At 71.5% G+C, this 17,260-nt stretch carries 12 protein-coding genes; 4 read left to right on the forward strand and 8 right to left on the reverse strand.

Features of this window, described 5'->3' with window-relative positions; translation table 11 throughout:
* Nucleotides 1–44: 44 nt before the first annotated feature.
* On the reverse strand, nucleotides 45–6,308 hold the full coding sequence (locus ISU10_RS13250; protein ID WP_194696873.1) for a chitobiase/beta-hexosaminidase C-terminal domain-containing protein: 6,264 nt from the start codon (nucleotides 6,306–6,308) through the stop codon (nucleotides 45–47).
* 205 nt (nucleotides 6,309–6,513) lie between these two features.
* On the opposite strand from ISU10_RS13250, the gene ISU10_RS13255 reads away from it, so the two are divergent.
* Nucleotides 6,514–7,539: a hypothetical protein gene (locus ISU10_RS13255; protein WP_194696874.1), complete on the forward strand. Its 1,026-nt coding sequence runs from the start codon at nucleotides 6,514–6,516 to the stop codon at nucleotides 7,537–7,539.
* Between the two features lie 24 nt (nucleotides 7,540–7,563).
* Here the strand turns inward: ISU10_RS13255 and ISU10_RS13260 are convergent, their stop codons facing one another.
* The 4 genes from ISU10_RS13260 to ISU10_RS13275 form a co-directional block, all read right to left on the reverse strand.
* Nucleotides 7,564–8,874, reverse strand: a complete 1,311-nt coding sequence (locus ISU10_RS13260; protein WP_370865333.1) for an MFS transporter — start codon at nucleotides 8,872–8,874, stop codon at nucleotides 7,564–7,566.
* A gap of 71 nt (nucleotides 8,875–8,945) precedes the next feature.
* The gene (locus ISU10_RS13265) at nucleotides 8,946–9,833 is read right to left on the reverse strand and encodes a ferredoxin family protein (RefSeq protein ID WP_194696875.1); all 888 of its coding nucleotides are present in this window, start codon (nucleotides 9,831–9,833) and stop codon (nucleotides 8,946–8,948) included.
* Nucleotides 9,830–11,002, reverse strand: coding sequence for a cupin domain-containing protein (locus ISU10_RS13270; RefSeq protein ID WP_370865335.1), 1,173 nt, complete (start codon nucleotides 11,000–11,002; stop codon nucleotides 9,830–9,832). Before ISU10_RS13270 ends, ISU10_RS13265 begins: the two co-directional genes overlap by 4 nt.
* A 20-nt stretch (nucleotides 11,003–11,022) precedes the next feature.
* Nucleotides 11,023–11,232, reverse strand: a complete 210-nt coding sequence (locus ISU10_RS13275) for a hypothetical protein (protein WP_194696876.1) — start codon at nucleotides 11,230–11,232, stop codon at nucleotides 11,023–11,025.
* Between the two features lie 338 nt (nucleotides 11,233–11,570).
* On the opposite strand from ISU10_RS13275, the gene ISU10_RS13280 reads away from it, so the two are divergent.
* Both ISU10_RS13280 and ISU10_RS13285 read left to right on the forward strand, forming a co-directional pair.
* Nucleotides 11,571–12,284: a response regulator gene (locus tag ISU10_RS13280; protein WP_194696877.1), complete on the forward strand. Its 714-nt coding sequence runs from the start codon at nucleotides 11,571–11,573 to the stop codon at nucleotides 12,282–12,284.
* Between the two features lie 2 nt (nucleotides 12,285–12,286).
* Entirely contained in the window at nucleotides 12,287–12,949 is a 663-nt protein-coding gene (locus tag ISU10_RS13285) for a response regulator transcription factor (RefSeq protein WP_228500829.1), read from the forward strand.
* Between the two features lie 20 nt (nucleotides 12,950–12,969).
* Here the strand turns inward: ISU10_RS13285 and sat are convergent, their stop codons facing one another.
* Genes sat through ISU10_RS13300 form a run of 3 tightly spaced genes read right to left on the reverse strand, consistent with a single transcriptional unit; the run spans nucleotide 12,970 to nucleotide 15,600 of the window.
* Complete coding sequence (sat, locus tag ISU10_RS13290) at nucleotides 12,970–14,067, reverse strand: sulfate adenylyltransferase (protein ID WP_194696879.1); 1,098 nt, start codon at nucleotides 14,065–14,067, stop codon at nucleotides 12,970–12,972.
* Entirely contained in the window at nucleotides 14,054–14,917 is an 864-nt protein-coding gene (locus ISU10_RS13295) for a hypothetical protein (protein WP_194696880.1), read from the reverse strand. Before ISU10_RS13295 ends, sat begins: the two co-directional genes overlap by 14 nt.
* 17 nt (nucleotides 14,918–14,934) lie before the next feature.
* On the reverse strand, nucleotides 14,935–15,600 hold the full coding sequence (locus ISU10_RS13300; protein WP_194696881.1) for a histidine phosphatase family protein: 666 nt from the start codon (nucleotides 15,598–15,600) through the stop codon (nucleotides 14,935–14,937).
* Nucleotides 15,601–15,881: 281 nt separating this feature from the next.
* Here ISU10_RS13300 and ISU10_RS13305 point away from each other — a divergent pair, with 281 nt between their 5' ends.
* Nucleotides 15,882–17,237 carry a cation:proton antiporter gene (locus ISU10_RS13305; protein WP_194696882.1) on the forward strand — a complete coding sequence of 452 codons (1,356 nt, stop codon included), beginning with the start codon at nucleotides 15,882–15,884 and terminating at the stop codon, nucleotides 17,235–17,237.
* Nucleotides 17,238–17,260 lie beyond the last annotated feature (23 nt).

The following is a 17,260-nucleotide window of genomic DNA, read 5'->3' on the forward strand; positions in this document are numbered from 1 at the left end:
GACGCCCGCACCGACCGCAACCTCGGCTCGGCGAGTCGCCCCCTCTATCGCCTCCGAGCCTTCACGCTCACCGACGCCCTACTGCTCTTGCCCACCGTGTCGGTGACGGTCACCCGGACCGTGAAGGTGCCGGTCGTGGTGAACTGGTGCGACGCGAACGGCGAGGTGCCCGTGGTCGGCGAAGAGCCGTCACCCCAGTCGAACGAGTACGACGCGATCGGCCAGGCGTCGAGGTCGGTCGACAGGGCCGCGCTCGCGCTCACCGTGAAGGGCACGTAGCCCGAGGTGGGAGACAGGCTCAGCCTCGCCGTCGGGGCATTGTCGCGGTTGGCCGAGACCGACTGGCTCTTCGTCGACTCCACGTTCCCGGCGACGTCCCAGGCGCGGTACCTGACGGTCACGGACGAGCTGACCGTGAACGGCCCGGTGTACGTCGGGCTGCTCAGGGTCGGCGTCGTCCCGTTGGTCGTGTAGTGGATGCTCGAGATCCCCGAGCCGCCGGTCCCGTCCGACGACGTCAGCGCCACGGTGACCGACAGCGGGTACGCCGTGCTGCACGAGCCGCCGTTGCAGGTGATCGACGTGATGGGTGCGGTGCCGTCGATCTGCACGACCTGCGTCTTGACCGCCTCGGCGTTGCCGCGGTTGTCGACCGCGAAGTAGTTCACGGTCCGGGTGGCGGTGATGCTGAAGGACCCGGTGTACCTCGTGCTCGACGTCGTCGGCGTCGTGCCGTCGGTCGTGTAGTAGATGCCCTCAACGCCGGTGCCCCCCGTGCCGTCGGAGGCACTCAGCGCGATGGTCACCGACGACCGGTACCACCCGGTCGAGCAGGTCGTGCTGTTGCAGGTGATCGACGAGGTCGGTGCGGTCGCGTCGACCGTGACGGTCTGCGACCGGGACGTCTCGGCGTTGCCGGCCTGGTCGACCGAGAAGTAGCGCACCGTGCTGGTCTGGCTCAGCGTGAAGGCGCCGGTGTACCTCGTGCTCGACGTGGTCGGCGCGGTGCCGTTGGTCGTGTAGTAGGTCGCCGACACGCCCGAGCCGCCCGAGCTGTCCGTCGCGGACAGGGTGATCTGCAGACCGGCGCCATACGTCGTCGTGGCGCAGGCTGCGGCGTTGCAGGCGATGGTGGTCGTCGGCGCGGCGCTGTCGATCTGGACCAGCTGCGACCGCACCGCCTCGGGGTTGCCCGCCACGTCGACCGAGAAGAACTTGACCGTCCGCGTCTGGGTGAGGGTGAAGCCGCCGGTGTACCTGTTGCTGGCCGACGTGGGCGTCGAGCCGTCCGTCGTGTAGTAGGTCGCCTCGACCCCGGAGCCGCCGCTGCCGTCGCTCGAAGGCAGCGTGACCGTCACGGCAGCCCGGTACCACGCCGACGAGCAGGCGAGGCCGTCGCAGCCGACCGACGTCGACGGAGCCGTGCCGTCCACCTGGACGACCTGCGACTTCACCGCCTCGGCGTTGCCCGCGAGGTCGACCGAGAAGAACCTCACCGTCGCCGTGCCGGCCAGCGCGAACGGCCCCGTGTAGCGGGTGCTGGCCGTCGTCGGGGTGCTGCCGTCGGTCGTGTAGTACGTCGCGTCGACGCCGCGCCCGCCCTGGTTGTCCTGGGCGGCCAGCGACACCTGCGGCGAGCTGGTGTACCAGCCCGAGCACGGCGTGTCGTTGCAGGCGATCGTGGTCGTCGGCGCCGCGGTGTCCGGCGGCACCGGTGCCGCGTGGCACGAGGTGCTGCCCGCGTCGGTGAAGGTGCCCTCGTCGGGAGCGAACTCCCAGGCGTAGGAGCCGTTGCGCAGCGTCAGCCTCAGTACTCCGTGGGTGGTGGCGTCGAGGGCCTGGGTGACCGCCGAGGCACGGCCCGGTGTGTCGAGTCCGGCGCCGCCGGTGCCGACGATGAACTGCCGGACGCCGTTGACCGCGTCGGCCTGGCCACTGCCGTTGATCGGAGCCGTCCGCTCGTACCAGTGGCGGTCGCCGTTGAGCACCACGTCAACACCCGTGTCGTACAGCGCCTGCCAGATCGCCTGGAACGTGGAGTCGCCGCCGGAGCCCGAGGCCGTCGAGGCCCAGCGGGGGTTCTGGTAGTAGGCCAGGGTGCAGTCGGTCGGGTGCGCGGCGAGGTCCTGACGCAGCCACTGCTCCTGAGCGGAGCCGGCCGCGCAGAACGCTGCGTTGACCTCGCAGGGGGCGGTGTTGATCGCCACGACGTGCCACGAGCCCAGGTCGTAGCTGTAGTAGCCCTTCGCCGGGTCGGCCGCCGCGTCACCGAAGTAGCCGTAGTAGCCGGCGCCCGGCGTCGCCTGGCAGTCGGTGCCACCCGTCGTGGCGTAGTCCTCGTCACCCGGCACCGGTCTGGTGATGGACTTGTAGACGCCCCAGGTCGGGTCGTAGGACTGGGCGAACGCGGCGGGACCGGCGCAGTTGTACTGCACGTCGCCGAGCGGCAGCACCGCGTCGGCTCCCTGCAGCAGGCGCGCGGTGTGCGAGGCGCGGCAGTCCTGGTCGGTGCCGAGGCCGAAGTTGAACGCCGGGGCCGTCGGGTCGCAGGCGATGTCGCCGGCTGCGGCCACCATGGGCTCGGAGCGCGGCGAGGCGAGCACGCTGACGGTCTTGACCGCCTCGGCGTTGCCCATGTTGTCGACCGAGAAGAACTTCAGCGTCGTGTCGCTGGTGACGGTGAAGGCCCGGCCTGCCTTGCGGCTGGTCGTGTCCGGGGTCGAGCCGTCCGTCGTGTAGTAGGTCGCGGCGATACCGGTGCCGCCGGGATCGGTGGCGGCGAAGCCGAGCGTCACCGAGCCGGCGTACGCCGAGGAGCCGCAGGCCGCATCGTTGCAGGAGAGCGTGGTGACCGGCGCCTGGGTGTCAGGACCGTTCATCACCTCGGTGACCGTCTGCACGACGGTGCGTGCAGGCGCACCGCCCGGCTGGCCGCTGAGCTGCAGCCAGTCGAGGAACGCGTTGAAAGTGCTGAGCTCGATCGGACCCCAGTCGCTGATGCAGAAGGAGTAGTTGGCGGGGTCGTACTGCTGCGAGCAGATCTCGTGGAAGACCAGCGGGAGCCAGCCGCCCCCGTGGTCGGCCGTCGCCTGCACCGCCGCCTGCAGGTTCGCCAGGGTCATCGGCGGGACGTTCGGGGGGCTGCCCACCGGCTGGTCGTAGAGCGTGCGCAGCGCGTAGGTGTCCTTCGGCGGGATGGTCTCGGCGTAGACCGGACCGGCACCGACACCGGCGACGTTGATGCCACCGGCCGCACGCCCGCTGGTGTAGCCGCAGGCCTGGACCATCGCCTCGGCCGCGGCGTCGTAGGCGCCCGTCGGGTAGGCGAAGCTGGTCGGGTAGAAGCCGTGGTCGAGCAGGTTCTGGCGGTCCTGGCAGACCTCGTACTGCAGCTGGGCCTGATCGGTCATCCCCTTGATGCTGACGTGGTCGACGGTGTGGCCGCCGATCTCATGGCCGTCGTTGTTGAGTTCGGTCAGCTGCGCCCACGTCATGTGCTGCTCGTCGACGTCGTTGAGGCCGCTGTTGTTGTAGAACGTGCCGAACATCCCGTGGGGCTTGAGCGCGCGCTTGTCCGCGAGCGTGTAGTGGGTGAGCAGGCCGTCGTCGAAGGTGAGCGAGACGATCACCTTGGGCGGGTCCACCACGATCTGCTGCGTCTTGACAGCCTCGGCGTTGCCGGCGAGGTCGGTCGAGAAGTAGCTGACTGTGTAGGTGCCGGGCGTGCCGAGCTTGAACGCCCCGCCGTACACCGTGCTGGACGTCGTCGGGGTCGAGCCGTCGGTCGTGTAGTACGTGGTGTCGACGCCCCAGCCCATCGCGTCGTCCGCCGACAGCGTCACGGAGGTCGAGCCGTTGTAGGTACCGGTGCCGCAGGCCGCGCTGTCGCAGGCGATCGAGGTGGTCGGCGCGATCCCGTCGGGCGGCAGGTCCGCGTCGACGGTCAGGGTGTTGCCCGCCTCCGCGTTGCCCGCGTGGTCCCACGCACGGTAGCGGATCGTCGTCGTGCTCGTGACCGGGATGCGCTTGGTGTAAGTCGGGCTCGACAGCGTCGGCAGCGAGCCGTCGGTCGTGTAGTGGATGGTGTCGACGGCGGAGCCTACGTCGGTGCCGCTGAGGGTGACGTAGACCGTCTGGGTGTAGGTGCTCGACGCGCAGGCCTGGCCGTTGCAGGTCGCGGTCGAGGCGGGCAGGACCGTGTCGGCTCCGATCGCGGCGCCCTTGACCGTGCTGAGCGCAGCGCCCGCCGGGGCGCCGCCGCTCTGCCCCGCGGCGTCCATCCAGTCGAGGAACGCGTTGAGGTCGGCGAGGTCGATCCAGCCGGCGGCCGTCGAGCAGGTGGCGAAGCCGTTGGGGTCCTCCACCTGTGAGCACACCCGCGTCATCACGATCTGGCTCAACCCGCCACCGTTGGCGGCGGCGCCGTTGACGAGCGCCATCATGTTGGCCAGGGTCACCTGGCCACTGGGCGCCCAGGCGCGCGTGGCGTACCAGTCGTTCGGCGGCAACTTCTCGGCATACGTCGGCCCCGTGGGCGACACGGACCCGGCGCTGCGCGCGATGCCGTAGCCGCAGGCCTTCACGATGTCCTTGACGGTCGCGTTGGACGCACCTCCGGGATAGGCGAAGCCGACCGGGTCGAGCCCGTGGTTGCGCAGTGCCGTCCGGTCGTCGCAGACCTGGGCGGTCGGGTTGGGGTCGGTGGTCAGGTTGGTGGCGTTGACCGTCTTGCCGCCGATGTCGTTGCCGTCGGCGGCCAGGTCGGCGACCTGGCTCCAGCTCATGATGTTGCCCGACACCCCGACCGTGCCGGAGTTGAGGTAGAACGTGGCGTTGGCATGGTGCGGCTTGAGAGCCTTGAGGAAGCCCAGCGTGTACTGGCCGACCGTTCCGTTGTCGAAGGTCAGCGCCACCTTCGTGGTGACCGGCACGACGGTGACCTGCTGCTGCTGCACGGCCTCTGCGTTCCCGGCCGTGTCGGTCGAGAAGAACTTCACCGTGTGGGTGCCGGGAGAGTTGAGCACGAAGGGACCGGAGTACGCCGTGCTGGCCGTGGTCGGCGTCGAGCCGTCGGTCGTGTAATAGGTCGCGGCGACGCCGGAGCCGCCGCTGTCGGTCGCCTGCAGGCGGATGGTGACCGTCGCGACGTAGGAGCCGGTGCACGTCGCGTTGTCGCACGTGATCGACGTGCTCGGGGCGACGCCGTCGGTCGGGGCCTGGATCACCTGGGTCTGCACGGCCTCGGCGTTGCCGGCGTTGTCCCACGAGCGGTACTTGACCGTCACCGAGCTCGTCGAGCTGTTGACGTTGAAGGGAGCGGTGTAGGTGGGGCTGGCGAGGGTCGGGTCCGTGCCGTCGACGGTGTAGTGCGTGCTGGCCAGACCGGATCCGTTGTCGCCCGCGGCCAGGGTCACGCTGACCACGTCGGAGTAGGGCGTGCTCGCGCAGGCCGCGCCGTTGCAGGCGATCGTGGTGCTCGGCGCGCTCGTGTCGGCTGTGTTGACGACGTTGCTGAGCTTGGCGAGCGAGGCGACCGCGGGTGCGCCGCCGGCCTGGCCGGCGTTGCCCATCCAGTCGAGGAACGCGTTGAGGTCGGTCAGCTCGACGCGGCCACTGGCGCCGCTGCACGCGGTGTAGTTGGCGGAGTCCAGGGTGCTGGAGCACACGCGGCTGATCACCAGCTGCACCCAGCCCCCGTTGACAGCGGCGTTGTTGACGGCCGTCTGCATGCTCGCCAGCGTCTGGGCGGCGGGAGCGACGGCCTTGGTGGCGAACCAGTTGGCCGGCGGCAGGGACTCGGTGCCGCCCCCTGCGGTGCGGGCGTTGCCGTAGCCGCAGGACTTCACCGCGGCCTGCAGTGCCGCGCTCGTCGCACCGCCGCCGTACGAGTAGCCGACCGGGCTCAGGCCCTTGCTCACCAACAGGGCCTTGTCGGCACAAACGGCGGTGGCCGCGTTGGGGTCGGCCGACAGGTTCGTGCCGACCCGGCCGCCGATGTCGTTGCCGGCCGTCGCCAGGGCACCGACCTGGCTCCAGCTCAGCTGGGCGCCACCGGAGGTGTTCACCACGGAGGCGGAGGTGACGAAGAACGTGCCCTTGGCGTTGTGAGGTTGCAGGGCCTGCTGCCAGGCGAGGTTGTAGAGGGAGCTGGAGGTGTTGTCGAACTCCAGGGAGACGTAGACGGGCCCGGCCGCGCGTGCGGGGGTCGCGAACACGGCCAGGCCGACGACGGCGAGCACCAGGCTCAGCAGCCCGGTGAGTCGGGACCTCGTCGGCCTTTTGGTGGCGTTGGTCGCGAACCGGTTCATGCGTCTCCCCAATTCCCACGTGGACGCGCGCGCGCCGCGATCGACGGCGCGTGCGCTAGCGGCCACGCTAGGAAGCGGCGGCCGGGCGCGACTCCGCCAATCGACGTACGCCCGTTCCCCCGTTTGCCAGGGCATCGCTGCGCGCTGGCAAGTTGGAGCGGCGCGACGGTTGACCGCAGCGGAACGCAGGGCCATGGTCGGGACCATGCGGTGCGGGCGACAGCGGCACCAGACCTGGCCGGCGTTCCTCGTCGGCCTCCTGGCGGTGGCCCTCCTGACCGCGACCCCCTTCCGGGCGTCCGCCGTCGGCCCGCGGGGCGAGGCGCCCCAGCGGGAGGTAACCGTCGCTCCACCGGCCCGCAGTGGCTACTTCTTCCTGAGGAAGGTCGGGGCCTGGCGGACGCTTCCCGGCGGCACCCGCTGCCGCTCACGCGTGCACCACTCCACCTGGGAGCCGCGACCCGACAACGCCGGACCCAACGGCACCAAGCCGAACACGACCAAGGTGCACGCGTCCCTCGCGGCGCGGCCGCTCTCGACCGACGGCAGCTACCGGCGCAAGTGGGACACCTGGCTGCTGCCGAGGGTCGCGGGCAACTACACGGGCACGACCGACGAGATCTTCCAGTGGGCCGCCTGCAAGTGGGGTCTCTCCGACAACCTGCTGCGCGCGATCGCCGTGCGCGAGTCCACCTGGTACCAGTACGAGATCTACCCGTCGGGCCGCTGCGTCATCGACTGGGGCTGTGGCGACATGGTCGACAAGGCGACCAGCGCCACCCGCGCGTACTGCGCCGGGATCAGCAGGGCGGGACACGACTACCAGGCCGACTTCGGGTCGGGGATCTGCCCCGAGACGTTCAGCATCGCGGGCGTAATGTCGTGGCAGGACCCGGACTGGGGGCGGCTGAAGGGCAACCAGAACGGCACCTTCCCGTTCAACCGCAACTCGACAGCCTTCGCCCTGGACTACCTCGGCGCCAACCTGCGCGGCTGCTACGAGGGGTGGGTCTCGTGGCTCTACGACGAGCCAGGACCGGCGGCCTACCGACCCGGTGACCTGTGGGGGTGCGTCGGCTTCTGGTACTCCGGCGAGTGGCGGACCCAGGCCTCGCTCGGCTACCAGGGCCGGGTCCGCAAGGAGCTGCGCAACCGCACCTGGCTCGAGGCCGACTGGCCCGACATCCACCCGGCCTGCTCGCAGGCCTACGGCTGCCCCCGAGGCAGCTGACCCGCCCGTCCCCAGGGAAGTGCGTCACTCACCGCGGGCGGCCCGGCGGGCTCTCTCCGCGGTGGCGTGCTCGTCGGTCCGGGAGTCGTAGCGCCAGAAGTCGTGCAGCCAGGCGGCGGCGAGAGCGACGCCTCCGACGCACGCGATGCCGCCGCTCGCGATCGAGCCGCGCACCGACCAGAGGTCGGCGACCAGGCCGGAGCGCACCTGGCCACCGATCGGCCCGACGGAGTACGACAGCATCTCGATGCCGGCGAGGCGGCCCCGCATGTGCTCGGGGATGGTCTGGTTCCACACCGTGCCTCGGAACACGCCGGAGATCATGTCGGCCGCACCCGCCAGCACCAGGAGAGCCAGCACGACCCAGATCGTGGGCGCGAGTCCGACCAGCCCGATGAACAGGCCGTACGCCGCGGCCGCGAGCACGATCGCCCGCCCGTGGTGGTGGACGCGGGCCGTCCAGCCCGAGAGCACGGTCGCGAGCACGGCACCGATCGTCTCCGCGGTGTAGAGCAGGCCGAGCAGCTGCGGATGCTCGAAGACGTCGGCGGCCAGGGCCGGGAAGAGCACGACGGGGAAGGCCAGCAGCATGCAGACGATGTCGACCAGGTAGGTGCCGAGCAGATCCTTGCGCCGAACGGCGTAGCTCCACCCCTCGCCGATCGCCCGCAGGCTCGGCGGCGTGGTCTCCACCTGGTGGGGGTAGGGACGCATCCGCACGTAGAGGAGCGTCGCGACGGCGAGTCCGGCCACGTCGACCACGAAGCACCAGCCGATGCCGACGTAGGCAGCCAGGAGCCCGCCGACCGCCGGGCCGATCAGCACACCCACCTGGCGCCCGAAGCTGTCGAGGGCGTTGGCCGCAGGGATCTGCTCGTGGCGCACCGTCCGCGGGGCGAGGGCCTCGCGGCTCGGCCGCTGCAGCGCACCGGCAGCGGTGAGCAGGCCGGCCACCACGAAGATCGCCGTGACACTGGGCTCCTCGCGGAAGGCGTTGGCGGCGAGCACCGCCGTCAGGACCGCCTGGGCCAGTCCGGTCAGCACCAGCAGGCGCCTGCGGTCAACGTGGTCGGCCAGCGCGCCGCCGTACAGCCCGAAGACCACCAGGGGAGCCAGCTCGACCAGCCCGATGGCGCCGACCGCGAAGTTGGATCCCGTCAGGTGGTAGATCTGGAAGGGGATCGCGACGTAGGACACCATCCCGCCGAGGTAGAAGACGGTGCCGGCCAGGAACAGCAGCCGGAAGTCGCGCGAGGTGCGCAGTGGGGTCACGTCCATCTGCACCGAGCGCAGCCGCTCGCGCCAGCCTCGTCGCTCGGGCGCTTGCTGGGTCACAAGGGGCCATCGTCGCGCAGCGCCCGGCCGCGCGCACTCGGATTCCGGCTCGTGACGTCAGGCGTGGTGACTCAGACCTGGGCCAGGTCGACGATCTCGTGCACGGGCACGGGGTTGAGCCGTCTGGCCGAGCAGGTCAGCTGGGCGTCGTCACCCTGGGTGGTCCGCACCGCGACGGTCCAGCGCCCGTCGGCCACGGCTAGGTCGACCGTCGTGACGGCACCGTCGCGTCGGATCCCGAGTACTCGCAGGGCCGCCATCTCGGTGACGCCGAGGTGGCGGCGCAGCACGATCTCGGCGGCCTGGGCCGGCATCGACAGGCTGGAGCGCCCGCGCAGGACGTCGAGGGGCAGTCGACCACCCAGCACGTCGCGCGCCGCGGCGACAGCCGACTCGGGTCCGAGCCGGCCCAGGTAGAGGCCGTAGGGCAGCACCAGGGCGTTGCCGGCGAACCGGTCGCCCCCGATGTGCGAGACCTCCCAGGTCTGCTCGGGATGGGCAGCGGTGAGCGCCTCCGCAACCGGCCTCCCCTGCTCGGCGCAGCAGGCGTCGTGCCTGCCGTGGGTGCAGACGCAGAACAGCACGTCCTCGGTGGGCACCAGGCCGGGCGAGCGACCCTCCCCGAGCGCGTGCAGGTCGAGGTCCAAGAGCTCGTGGGGGTCGTCGAGGACCACCGTCTGCAGCCAGCTCTCCTCGAGGTCAGCCCTCGCGGCGTACACCCGGAACCCGGTGCGAGGGGCGCGGCGGTGGAAGCGGCGGATCAGCAGCACGCGCACCCGGGCCCGGGCGGCGGCCTCGCGCAACGGCTGCTTGACGTCGGCGGGCAGCCGGCTGTCGCGCAGCGCGTCGACGCCCCAGGGGCCAGGGTTCTCCACCAGGAGGAAGGAGCGCACGGTCGACGCGGAACCCGCGAGGGACTCGCCTCGCTCGACGCCGGCCGCCGAGCAGCGGAACCTCATGGACGGCGCAGGACTTCGAGCAGGCCCTCGCGCACCAGGCGGCGGGCCAGCACCAGGTTGCTGTCGGCGTCGAGCCCCAGGTCGGCGGGCGTCAGCTGCTCGCGCTCCACGACCACCTCGATGGCGGACGCGATCCGGGCCGGTACGTCGAGGTGCCGATCGCCGATGAGCACGCGGATCTTGTCGCCTCTCGCCGAGGCCACGCACGGGTGGCCGTCACGACGTCGCAGCACGGTGTCGGAGCCGATGCGGTCGATCTCCAGGACGTCGTGGAGCCCGCCACGCAGACGGCTGCCGCGCGAGGTGAGGAACCGCTCCGCCTCGTCGCCGACCGCCGCCTCGGTGTCGACCGTCGCCATCGCGAGCGCCAGCGCCTGCAGCCGGTCGGTCAGGCCCGGGCCGAGCCCGTCGCGCCGCTCCGCCCAGCCGACGGGGAGGTGCCCGTCGTCGACCTCGTCGACCAGCCGGTCCACGGCTCTGCGCACCAGCGCCCGCCAGGTGAGCTGCTGAATGCCGATCGTCACGTGGAGGCTGGCCTCGCCCTCAGCGCGCGCGGCGTGGGGAGTGCCGGTGGGGAGGTACATCGACAGCCCGGGCCGCAGGAGGATGTCGTCGACACGACAGCCAGGCTCGTGGGCCTCGTGCCCGCAGGGACGCCCACCCTCCGGGTGGTGCACCTCCCACTGCTTGGTGCCGTGGGTCTGGAAGACGAAGACGTCGTGCGTGTCGGAGTGCACGTCGAAGCCCTGGGAGCCGGGAGGCGTCAGGTAGGCGTTGGCCTGGCACGGGTGTCCCAGCTCGAGCTCGAGGCGGGAGACCAGGTCGGTAAGGGGCGGGTGGTAGCGGTGCAGTCCCTGGAAGACCACCGTCGCGCCCTCGGCGAAGAGGGCCAGCGCACGCCGCGGGTCGACGAGCCCACTGAGGGCCTGTCCGGCGATGGCGGCGTGCTTGCGGACGTACGCCGACTGGTCGAGGACCCGGCCGTCCTTGGCCACCCGCACGGCCGGCGTACGGATCGCCGAGCCGGTCAGCAGGGCGTCGGCGTCGTCGAGGGAGAGCAGTCCCACCAGCGCGTCCGGCTCCACCTGGTGCACATGCACCAACGACGCCCAGACCTTCGTGGCGAAGGTCTGGGCGTCACCGCTCAGCAGGTCGAGAGCGGAGGGCACGGCGTGAGGGCCCCGAATTCTCAGAGTCCGGTCCCGTCGGTCCCGTCGCCATCGGTGCCGTCGCCGTCGGTGCCGTCGGCGTCTCCACCGTCGGTGCCGTCGGCGTCTCCACCATCGGTGCCGTCGGCGTCTCCACCATCGGTGCCGTCGGCGTCGCCACCTACGTCGAGAGGGTCAGTGCCCGAGGTCGTCATCTCGTCGTCGTCGAGCGGAGCGTCGTCGAAGGTCATGGTGTTCCTCCTCGTGGAGCGGTCGGGTGACGCGTACGACAGCAAGTCAAGCCCCGGGACCAGACGCCGACAAGCATCCCTCGGGGTGACCCCCGGCCGGCACCCTGGCTGCAAGTGGCGTACCTGTGGATAAGCCATCTGGATGAGAGGCCGGTCGCCGGTGCCCGAAGGTCCGCTGACCAGGGCGAATACCCCAGGTTGGGGCGGTCCAGACCTGTGGAAGACCGGCGTTTACTTATTCACAGATCCGCGACCAAGATCGGTTCTGCGCGCCGGGGGGGTCCGGCTCCCGGGGCACCTGGGGGGTGTGGAGCTCGGGCCACCGTGAGGTGGTAGCGATGGCGAGCGCGAGCATGCGACGCGAGGGGGAGCCGACGGCGTCTCGACCACGAGGCGCTCCGATTGCGTCCCTGGTGGTCTGCGACGACCACCGGCTGCTGGTCGAGGCCCTCGCCGTCTCGCTGGTCAAGGAGGGCTTCGTCGTCGACGCGGTCACCCGCCGACCCGGTGAGGCCCTCGCGGCAGTCGCTCGGCACCGCCCGGACATCTTGCTGACGGCCCTGCGCTTCCCGACCGGTGACGCCTTCGACACGGCCCGGCGCGTGGTCGAGGACCACCCCGAGACCCGGGTCGTCATCCTCACCGCGTCGGCCGCGCCCGACGACATCCTCACCGCCGAGCGCCTGGGCGTCGCGGGGTACATCCGCAAGGACGAGCGACTCGATGCGATCGTGGCCGTCCTGCGCCACGTGGCCGACGGGCACCGGCACTTCGACAAGGGACTGCTGCGGCGCCTCGCCTCGGAGAGCGGTCCGCCCGCGCGAAGCGGCCTGCTCGACCGGCTCACGACCCAGGAGCGCGTCGTGCTCTCGTGCCTGTCCGACGGACTCTCGACCTCCGACATGGTCGAGCGGCTCGGCATCAGCAGCACCACCGTGCGCAGCCACATCCAGGCGATCTTGTCCAAGCTCGGTGTGCACTCGCGGATCCAGGCGGTCGCGGTGCTCGCCGAGGAGCAGGGAACCTCGCGCCCCAAGGCGGTGGGCCAGTGACGATGGCTCCCGTGGCGGCGCAGCCACTCCAGCTCGCACTGCTGCATCCCCAGCGCACCTGGGTGGACAGCCTGGAGCGGATGCTGGCGAGCTGGCCCGGCATCGAGGTGGTCACCGCCCACACGACCTTCAAGTGGGCCTGGGCCGCGGTGGCCCGCGGCGCCGTCCAGGTCGTCCTCATGGGACTGGGGGAGGGTTACGAGCCCGAGCACATCGCCGACCTGAGAGCGGCCGGTCACGCGGTCTCCGTCGTCGTCGTCAGCGAGAACGACGACGAGGAGCAGGTGACGGCTGCCATCCGGGCGGGTGCTCGGGGTTGGGTGCGACCCGATGTCGACCCGCAGCAGCTGGTCACCGTCCTGCATGCCGTGCACGACGGCGAGACGTGGATCCCGCCCGACCTGGTCACGGTCGTGATCGACTCGCTGCTCGCTGAGGACGACCGGCGCAGCTCCTCGCGGCAGGCGATGGGCACGCTCTCGGCACGCGAGGTGGAGATCCTCGACTGCCTCGCCCAAGGGATGACCCGGGGTGAGATCGGCGACCGCTACCTGCTCTCGCCGCACACCGTGCGGACCCACATCAACCACGTGCTCCGCAAGCTTGACGTGCACAGCACCCTGGCGGCCGTCTCGCTGGCCAACCATGCCCGGCTGCCCGGCTAGGCCGCACGGGTCCTCGGCGTTCAGGCGCTCGGCGGCAGGGCGGCCAGCTCGGCCGCGACCTCCGGCGCCGCCAGCCACTCCGGCACCGGCGCCCCCTCGCGGAGGAGCTCGCGCAGGCGCGTCCCGGAGATGGTGCGCACGACCGCGTCCGGCGGCACCTCGTCCCTGGCGAGGTACCCGTGGTCCTCGACGTAGACGAGCTCGGGCAGGCACACAGGCGCGATCCCCAGCTCTGCCTGGTGCGCGCCCACCAGTTCCTGGGCGGCGTACTCGGGGTAGAACGGCCGGCCGTGCGAGTCCCGCCCCGGACCGGCGTGGTCGCGACCGACCACGAAGTGCGTCGCTCCGTAGTTGCGCCGCACGAGGGCGTGCCACAGCGCCTCACGGGGACCGGCCATCCGCATCGCGAGCGGGAGCAGGGCCAGCATCGAGCGGTCCTGCGGCATGGTGCGCATCACCGCCTGGTAGCAGCGCGCGCGTACGGCGGCCGGGACGTCGCCGGGCCGGGTCGGGCCGACGACGGGGTGCACGAGAGCGGCGGCTCCGGCCTGGGCCATCGCCCTGGCCACCAGCGCGCGATGGGCGCCGTGCATGGGGTTCCTGGTGTTGAACGCCACGACGCGCTCCCAGCCCCGCCGGGCGATCTCGGACCGGACCGCGCGCGGGTCCCAGACAAGCGGCGGCAGGGTGGGATGCCGCGGGCGGGCGTGCACCCGGATCGGGCCGGACACGTACCACGGGTGGACGGCCGACCGCAGGTGCGTCGCGGACGGGTGCGCCGGGTCGGTGGTGCCGAGGACCGTCTCGGCCTCGGCGAGGAGGTCGGGTCGCCAGGCCTCCGTGAGCGTCATGGTGGCCAGGTCGCGACCGTCGGGGTCACGGAGCACCAGCGAACCGGTCCTGGATGCTGCGGCCAGCGTCTCGCCGGGTACGTCGAGCGTGACGGGCACGGGCCACAGGGCGCCGTCGGCCAGGCGCATCCGATCCAGCACGGACTCGTAGTCCGCCCGCCCCAGGAACGTCGTCAGCGGGGCGAACGCGCCGTTGGCCAGCAGCTCGAGGTCGCACAGCTGCCGCGGGCCCAGCACCCAGATGGCGACCGCCTCAGGCCGCAGCACGACGGGCACCGCGGACGAAGACCCGGTAGGCCGCCTCGGCCCGGGAGCGGGCCTGGTCGAGCCGAGGGTCGGCCCAGGCCTCCTCGAGTGCGGACTTGGCGCGGTCGCGCTCGGCCGACGGCATCCAGGTCCGCTCGCCGCGCGCGGTGGGCAGGACGGTGCGGACGTGCTCCTGCACGGCGGCGAGCGACACCTCGCCGGACTCGAAGCCCAGCAGCACGGGCGACAGCGTCGGGCGGAGCTGGATCAGCCGGGTGCGCCAGTAGGCCTCGTCCGCCCCGTCCCCAGGGATGGCGAACGAGGTCTCGAAGGCGCGGTTCGCCCGGCGTACGACGGCACCGAAGTCGCCGGTCACCTCGGCGAAGTCGGCCACGACGAGGGCGTCTCGGAACGGCAGCAGGAACTCGTGGAAGCGGTGGTAGGCCCAGAGCGCATCGAGCAGGTCGACGCCGGGCTCGCGGACGACCTGGGACAGCACGGCCCCGTGCGGCTCCCTGATCACCATGATGGTCGGCACCCCGCGCCGGGCCGCCGTCATGATCTGCGCGGGTGCGTGCAGGTGGTGGGCCAACGGCACCAGGGGCCGCCCGGCGAGCTGCTGGGCGACCTGGAAGGCATAGACCGCGTAGGTACTGGCCGACCGGGTGAACCCGTCGATGACGACCTGCGTGCCGGACCCGATCACCCGCGGACTCGGCCCGGGGTACTTCCGCCGGGCGAAGGGCAGGTAGACCGCCGGGTGCTCGGTGGCCACCGTGCGGAGCCGATGACGCAGCCGGCGCGCCGGACTCTCCTGTCCCAGGTGTCCGCCGCCCTGTAGGAGCAGGGAGAGCCGGCGAAGCTCGTCCATGGTTCGGCGGTCGCCTCTCAGTCGACGTCGGTGCCCTCGGGCAGGGCGTTCAGCGACACCCGGCCGTCGGTCACGGAGAGACTCGTGAGGGACCCGCGACCGACCGGGATGCGCCAGCTCTCGCCGGTCACTCCGGTGAGGCCGAGCACGAGCAGGCGGATCATCACGGCGTGCGTCACGGCGACGACGGTCTCGCCCTCGTGGCGTCGCCCGATCAGGTCGACCGCCTGCGCGATCCGCGCCTGCGCGTCCGTCAGGCGCTCGCCGGCAGGACACACGGCGACGTCGGGCTCGTTGCGGTACTGCGCGAAGGCCTCGGGGCTGTACATGTTGGCCTCCTCGGCGGTGAGCCCCTCCCAGGCGCCGTAGTCGACGTTGTTGAGCCCGTGCAGGATCCGCAGGTCGGGCACCCGGGCCTCGTCGGCGATGATCTGGGCCGTCGCGATGGTACGGCGCAGGGGGCCCGTGTAGACAGCGCTGAGACCCAGGGGCGAGAGCATCCGGGCGGCGTCGACGGCGTCCTGGTAGCCCTGGGCGTCGAGCGGCACGTCCCGGCGACCGCGGTAGCGGTTCTGCACGTTCAAGGTGGTGGTGCCGTGCCTGACCAGGAACAGTTGACAGGTGTCCTCCGGAGGTCGGGTGTGCGGCAGCTCGACGGTGTCGATCCTCTCGACGAGGGTCATCCTTCACGTCCTTTCTCTTCGGCCCTGTCCGGCCCTGTGAGCCCTGTTCGGCCCGATCGGCACTAGTGCCGCCGGCGCGGCCGCTGCCGCCTGGGGGTCGGGGTCCCGGCCGGCCGGCTCGCGACAAGTACAAGGGCGAGCCCGGTCCCGATGCGTGGTCCAAAGTGCGTATGCGGAGTCATCTTTTGCGTCGTTCACCCGTGCCTGCGGCCTCCCGATACTGGCGAAAGGGCCGGCCGGGACCACCCGGCCGGCCGACGGGTGTGAGAGGGAGGCAGCGCATGGTCCTGGGGGGCGCAGACCTCGCCCAGCTGCTGCTCGCCCTCGGGCTTCTCGTGGTCGTCGCACACGTCGTGGGTCATCTGTTCGTGGTGCTGCGCCAGCCGCGGGTGATCGGCGAGATCGTGGGCGGTCTGCTGCTCGGACCGACCGTCCTCGGCGCTCTCGAGCCCGGCTGGCACGACGCCCTCCTCCCCGACACGGGGCCGACCGCGGCCGTCCTCGGCTGGTCCTACCAGTTGGGCCTGATCCTGCTGATGTTCTGCTCCGGCGCCGAGCTGCGCGCGTCGTTGCGGCCCGGCGAGGGTCGGCTGGTCGGCATCGTGACGGTGCTCGGCGTCACCGTGCCCTTCGCAGCGGGACTGGCGGTCTTCTGGACCGTGGACCCCTCCGGGCTCGAGGGAACGGCGGGCAACCGCACAGCGCTGACCCTCGTCTTCGGCCTGGCGATCGCGGTCACCAGCATCCCGGTCATCTCGCGCATCATGGTGGACCTCGACATCATCCACACCTCGTTCGCGCGCGTGGTGCTCGGCATCGCCGTCCTCGAGGACGTCGTGGTCTACGTCGTGCTCGCCCTGGCCCTGGGCCTGGTGGAAACCCCCGGCCAGCAGACCTTCGGCATCCCGGCCCTGCTCTCCCTGACGTCGGGCAGCAGCGCCGAGCTGACCTTCCACGTGGTCGCGACCCTGACCTTCCTCACGGTCATGCTGCTGGTCGCCCCGCGCCTGTTCGCCCGGCTGCGCGGAGCGAGGTGGAACGTGCTGGCCACCAGTAGCCCGATCGCCTTCCACATCGTCTTCCTCTTCACCGTCACCCTCGCCGCCCTGGCGCTCGGCATCACCGCGATCTTCGGCGCCTTCCTGGCCGGCATCGCGGCGAGCTCGCAGGACGATCCGGGCGCCCGGCAGGTGCGCGAGTCGGTGAAGGGCTTCGCCTTTGCCTACTTCGTGCCGGTGTACTTCGCGATCGTCGGGGTGCAGCTCGACCTGGTCCACGCCTTCGACCCGCTCTTCTTCGGCTGGTTCCTGGTGTTCGCGTGCGGCGTCAAGACCGCGAGCGCCTACCTCGGCGCCCGGCTGGCCGGGGAGCCGGCAACCGGCGCGCGCAACCTCGCCCTGGCCACCAACGCCCGCGGGGGCCCCGGCATCGTGCTCGCCTCAGTGGCGTGGGGCGCAGGCATCGTCAGCGAGAGCTTCTACACCTCGTTGGTCCTGCTGGCGATCGTCACCTCGATGGTCACGGGGAGCTGGCTGGGGCACGTGGTCAGTTCGGGGGCCGAGTTGCGCGCAGAGCCGCCCCCTCCAATCGACGTACACCCGGCGGCCCCATTTGTGGGTGTGCCCCATGACCACTGACCGGCACCGTGGCCGAGTCACCA

Source organism: Nocardioides agariphilus, from assembly GCF_015352445.1.
GTDB lineage: Bacteria > Actinomycetota > Actinomycetes > Propionibacteriales > Nocardioidaceae > Nocardioides > Nocardioides agariphilus.

Bases quoted from the DNA above. Each gene is read 5' to 3' on its own strand.
- ISU10_RS13250 (WP_194696873.1), bottom strand. From the start codon at position 6,308: ATGAACCGGTTCGCGACCAACGCCACCAAAAGGCCGACGAGGTCCCGA.
- ISU10_RS13255 (WP_194696874.1), top strand. From the start codon at position 6,514: ATGCGGTGCGGGCGACAGCGGCACCAGACCTGGCCGGCGTTCCTCGTC.
- ISU10_RS13265 (WP_194696875.1), bottom strand. From the start codon at position 9,833: ATGAGGTTCCGCTGCTCGGCGGCCGGCGTCGAGCGAGGCGAGTCCCTC.
- ISU10_RS13275 (WP_194696876.1), bottom strand. From the start codon at position 11,232: ATGACCTTCGACGACGCTCCGCTCGACGACGACGAGATGACGACCTCG.
- ISU10_RS13280 (WP_194696877.1), top strand. From the start codon at position 11,571: ATGGCGAGCGCGAGCATGCGACGCGAGGGGGAGCCGACGGCGTCTCGA.
- ISU10_RS13285 (WP_228500829.1), top strand. From the start codon at position 12,287: ATGGCTCCCGTGGCGGCGCAGCCACTCCAGCTCGCACTGCTGCATCCC.
- ISU10_RS13295 (WP_194696880.1), bottom strand. From the start codon at position 14,917: ATGGACGAGCTTCGCCGGCTCTCCCTGCTCCTACAGGGCGGCGGACAC.
- ISU10_RS13300 (WP_194696881.1), bottom strand. From the start codon at position 15,600: ATGACCCTCGTCGAGAGGATCGACACCGTCGAGCTGCCGCACACCCGA.
- ISU10_RS13305 (WP_194696882.1), top strand. From the start codon at position 15,882: ATGGTCCTGGGGGGCGCAGACCTCGCCCAGCTGCTGCTCGCCCTCGGG.